Source organism: Pseudomonas sp. NBRC 111133 (assembly GCF_001320605.1).
GTDB classification, from domain to species: domain Bacteria; phylum Pseudomonadota; class Gammaproteobacteria; order Pseudomonadales; family Pseudomonadaceae; genus Aquipseudomonas; species Aquipseudomonas monteilii.
This window is the reverse complement of record NZ_BCBJ01000158.1, coordinates 1-4,104: the sequence shown is the minus strand read 5'-3', so window position 1 is coordinate 4,104 and position 4,104 is coordinate 1. Positions and strand designations below refer to the sequence as shown.

Sequence of the window (4,104 nt, the reverse complement as noted above, 5' to 3'; positions counted from 1 at the left end):
CCTAGCTGATCAGTCATTGTCTCGTCCTCCTACCCCCATGTGCTGCTTATGTTCCAAGGCGGATAGAGCCAGAACACGACCCCGGCCAGCACCTCACGCCATGGCGCGAGTCACCGATTCATCAGGGCGTTTTGCATAGGCTACTTCAATCCTGGCGCAAACCTGAGCGCCCGTAGATCCCGATGAACAACTGCGTGTCCCCAATGCGGGAGAGCCGAACCCATCTAGGCCGTGACTTCTAAGGCAGACGAACGCCCTTCGATTGCAACACATGGTGTCAGCGACAAGGCACCACGCTCCGGGGAGTTGAACATCGACTGAAGATTCTTTTCGATGTTTCGGCAGAGCTCATCGGTACGAATGCTGTGTTGGCTGTGCCCGAATGGTGCTTGTAGGTCGGTGCCGATTCGCTCCATCGCCAACAGCATGCAACCTACCACTGTGGAGACGACCGGGGTGAACCAGCCCAAAGAGGGTACCAGGCTGAGCGGCATGATCACGCAAAAGAGGGTGCTGAATATCCTGGGGAAGTAGGTGTAAGGGTAGGGAAGTGGGGTGTTGGCAATCCTCTCCATCCCGCCTTGCCAGTTCGAAATGTCGACCAGCGTGGACTCGAGGCGGGCAAGTCGGATGCTGTCGAGGCGGCCTTCCTGGAACTCCCTCGCAATGATCTCAGCGGAGCCGCTGAGGATGTCGTTTGGCAAGTTGCTAGCTGTGGTGAGCAGTTGCAGGTCGTGGTTGGTCAGCAGCGGCGCTAGTGGAGAGGTGTCCCGTTTCCCTTTCAGCTGCATTCGCAAGGCCTGGAGGTAGGCCAAGTGACGCTGAATGAGTCGAGCCTTGACCGGATTAGCGTCCTTGTCATCGTCGATCAGCGTAAGTACCTGGCGACCAAAACTTCTCGAGCTATTGACCATCGCCCCCCACAATGTCCGTGCTTCCCACCAGCGGTTGTAAGCGCTGGAGTTACGGAAACTGATTAGCACTACCAGCGCTGAACACAGCAGTGTCAGCGGCATCAGAGGCAGCTCAAATCCGTATCCCGCCACGAGCATCGCGTCCAGGGTGACGGCAACGTCCCAAAGGAGTAGCCAGAACAGCGCCCATCCGACATAGGTGATTGTCCGAGCCAGGCATTTCCACTTCGTCGCCAGTGCAGCTTCCATATCGCATCTCTCCTTAGTAATCGGGCGCTGGGGCTCATGGCCTGACGGAGGAGATTACGACGCGATCCTTAACAGGAACTTAATCCCAAAGGGTGTCTCGTTGGGTGGTAAGAGACTGAATGGTTAGCTCGAGAGTCATAGACGGCCACTCTGTGTCCAATTCCTTGAACAAGTCGTCATATCTAGGAGTCTCTTAGGGAGAACCCCTTCTCAAAGCCACAGTGAGTTGGACTAGACCCTGATTTGAACAGCTGAGCCTGCGGATGCCAGACAGGAAAAATAGAAGTCTTAAAGCGAGAGCCACAATCATCTGCCTGCGCAGCGGTAGGGTGCTGATGGTGCGCAAGAAAGGCGGCAAATGGAATTTCCCTGGTGGTTCGATTGAAGCAGGCGAAACGCCTTTTGCAGCGGCTGCTCGAGAACTAGAGGAAGAGACGAGCATCACCGGTCATGACTTGCTTCACCTGTGCACCATCACTGTGGAATCGACCATTCACCATATTTACACCACCCACTTTCACGCCGGCGATAAAGCCGTAGCCTGCAATGAGATTGCGGCGTGCAAATGGTTACCGCGCGCCAAGCTGAAACCTTCCTTGCTCAAGGCCACGGCTGCGGGCCTTATAGCGACCCACCTGCCGGCCCTGATCGTTTAGCGGAGCGATGTCGCTCGGCGCTCGCTAATAGCGAGCGCGCCATGGTTTTCAGGGGGCTATCCAGCCTGGAACTATCCCAATAGCTCATGCGCATGGTCACTCCCACGAGCCGTGCCTGTCCTAATTCCTCAAGTTCGACGCCTCCAGCGGATACTTGCCGGCGACCTCAGCCACGCAGCATGAGTAGCCTTGAGGTTTCTAGACAATCAGACTAATACTTAGGTCATGCCGGATGAGGGATGATCATGCAGATGCGCTTTGTTGTGGTTCCCGCTGTACCCACGGAAAAGGAGATTTTTCCTCGCCGCATCGGAGTTCCCAGTGCTTCTGGGGCAGGCTTCGACCTCTACGATAACCACAGCAAAACCAGGTTGATTTTGAATTTCCCTACTCGTGCCGAGGCGGATTACGAATGTGACCGTCGCAACAACCAATGCGGCGCGAGTGGATCAACCTTTATAGAAGGTGACTCAAGGTATATCGGGCGCGAGTTGCGCTCTGAAGGAGCTGGATCCAGGTATGTAGGCTATGGCTGAAGCTTCGTACTGAGTCCAAGCACTACGATCTCTAGCCCCCATTTCCGAGGGCGGACGGATGATCTGAACTCGTTTCCGAACGTCGGTGTCATCAGCATACGGAAGCCCGCCCCTGCGTTCAGGATGTCGCGAATTCTTCAGGTGCGATCCCTCATGAGCGTCGCCAAGCATCACCCGCTCAGAGCTAAGGCCACGATCATCTGCTCACGAAATGACAAGATTCTGCTTGTCCGCAGGAAGGGTTCTAAATGGAAGTTTCCAAGCGGCGTGCTTGCGCCCGGTGAGGCGCCAATCGTTGCCGCTGCTCGCGAGCTTTGGAAGGCTCTGACGCTTCATTGCTCAGGCTTGAACCCTGTGGGCACTGTCGAGGTAGGCCACGTTCTCCACCACATTTTTACGACTGACATACCCGCCAGTCGCTGCGTCGCGCTTGGCAGAGGCATCGTCGCCTGTAAGTGGATTTGTTGGGAGGACTTGAGCTCAAGCATGCTGAAGCCCACAGCCGCTGCTTTGCTTTCACGAGACCTGCAGGAGCTCGTTCACCATGATGGGCGCCCGCAATCAGTGTCGGCTTTTAACACAAAATGAACGTCAAGATCAGCGTTCGGGTCGGATCGTTAACTGTCATGAAAAAGGATGTTAGCGATGAAAGCGATAACTCGAGTGTTCACTGGCCTGGCATTAGTTGGTGCTATGGGGGCTACTTCTGCATGGGCTGATACGCCCGGTGCTGATTGGAAGGTGAATAAGGATCAGGCTGAGGCCACCTTGAAAGGCGCAGGCTACACCCAGATTACCAAGATCGAAGCCGACGATGGTCACTGGGAAGGCGAGGGTATCAAGGCGGATGGCAAGCAATATGAATTCCAGGTTGATCCGCACGATAGCAAGATTATCAAAGACGAACTGGATAACTGATCAGGGCGGGTGTTGCTCTCTGAGCGTCCCGTGCCCAAAGCGCGGGCTTTTTTTCATTGGTCTCCAAATAGATTTCGGCGTTTCTGGGCCAGTCTCCAAGCAACGGAAGCGAGCGGCGGCTATCGACCCAGCTAACCTTCAGGTTTCCCCTCAAGGTCAAAGAGCAAGCTTTCTTTCGTTAAAATGGCAGGGCTTATATCGTTGGCTGTCTCGGAAAACTGACCCGAAAAGTCGTGCCTTGCTCAGGGCTAGATACGACATGAATGCTGCCGGCATGGCTGGCTGTGATTTCCTTGGCTATGAACAACCCTAGCCCTAGACCTTGGCTCTCCGCACCATCAGCACGACTTGCGCGTGTTAAGCGTGCTTCAGGATCAAATAGGTAAGTGATCTGGTCGGCAGAGATTGGTTTTCCCCAGTTGTGTACCTCAATTACGGCCATGTTCTCAACGCAGGTAGCACCTACTCGGATTGGCCGCTCAATATCCCCGTGTCGTATGGCATTTACCATCAGATTGGATATCACCTGGCTCATGCGTAGCGGATCGACGCTCGCCGGCAGTGCATCGGTACGTTCGAAAACAACGTTAATCTGTGGATGGGCGAAGCAGACCTCTTGTACCACCCTGGCACACAACGAAGTCAGGTCGATATCCTGACGTTGAACCGTGATGCCCAGGCCCAGGTTGCATCTGGCGAGATCCAGCAGATCGATCACCAACTGATTGACGCGCTCGGCACTGGTGTCGATCTGCACCGCCAAGCTCTGTTCACGCTCTCCCCACTGCTTCGCTTTGGTAAGCAGCGCCGCTCCCATCTTGATGGCCGTTA

At 55.1% G+C, this 4,104-nt stretch carries 5 protein-coding genes and 1 pseudogene; 4 read left to right on the top strand and 2 right to left on the bottom strand.

Annotation, left to right across the window (positions count from 1 at the left end; translation table 11 throughout):
* Nucleotides 1–224 precede the first annotated feature (224 nt).
* A complete protein-coding gene (locus tag APH36_RS29400; protein ID WP_016711372.1) occupies nt 225–1,163 on the bottom strand; it encodes a bestrophin family protein in 939 nt (312 codons plus the stop codon).
* Between the two features lie 335 nt (nt 1,164–1,498).
* On the opposite strand from APH36_RS29400, the gene APH36_RS29395 reads away from it, so the two are divergent.
* The 4 genes and pseudogenes from APH36_RS29395 (at nt 1,499) to APH36_RS29385 (ending at nt 3,273) form a co-directional block, all read left to right on the top strand.
* Entirely contained in the window at nt 1,499–1,819 is a 321-nt protein-coding gene (locus APH36_RS29395) for an NUDIX domain-containing protein (protein ID WP_016711368.1), read from the top strand.
* A 239-nt stretch (nt 1,820–2,058) separates the two neighbouring features.
* Nucleotides 2,059–2,286, top strand: a pseudogene (locus APH36_RS32290) (hypothetical protein); the annotation flags it as partial.
* Between the two features lie 192 nt (nt 2,287–2,478).
* A complete protein-coding gene (locus tag APH36_RS33350) occupies nt 2,479–2,943 on the top strand; it encodes an NUDIX domain-containing protein (protein WP_080578067.1) in 465 nt (154 codons plus the stop codon).
* A 57-nt stretch (nt 2,944–3,000) separates the two neighbouring features.
* Nucleotides 3,001–3,273: a PepSY domain-containing protein gene (locus tag APH36_RS29385; RefSeq protein WP_029380190.1), complete on the top strand. Its 273-nt coding sequence runs from the start codon at nt 3,001–3,003 to the stop codon at nt 3,271–3,273.
* Nucleotides 3,274–3,466: 193 nt separating this feature from the next.
* Here the strand turns inward: APH36_RS29385 and APH36_RS29380 are convergent.
* A partial coding sequence (locus APH36_RS29380; protein WP_177337147.1) for a sensor histidine kinase KdpD occupies nt 3,467–4,104 on the bottom strand: 638 nt, incomplete at its 5' end.

What these genes read in the sequence shown, in the direction of transcription:
- APH36_RS29400 (WP_016711372.1), bottom strand. Translation starts at nt 1,163, where the DNA reads ATGGAAGCTGCACTGGCGACGAAGTGGAAATGCCTGGCTCGGACAATC.
- APH36_RS29395 (WP_016711368.1), top strand. Translation starts at nt 1,499, where the DNA reads ATGGTGCGCAAGAAAGGCGGCAAATGGAATTTCCCTGGTGGTTCGATT.
- APH36_RS33350 (WP_080578067.1), top strand. Translation starts at nt 2,479, where the DNA reads ATGTCGCGAATTCTTCAGGTGCGATCCCTCATGAGCGTCGCCAAGCAT.
- APH36_RS29385 (WP_029380190.1), top strand. Translation starts at nt 3,001, where the DNA reads ATGAAAGCGATAACTCGAGTGTTCACTGGCCTGGCATTAGTTGGTGCT.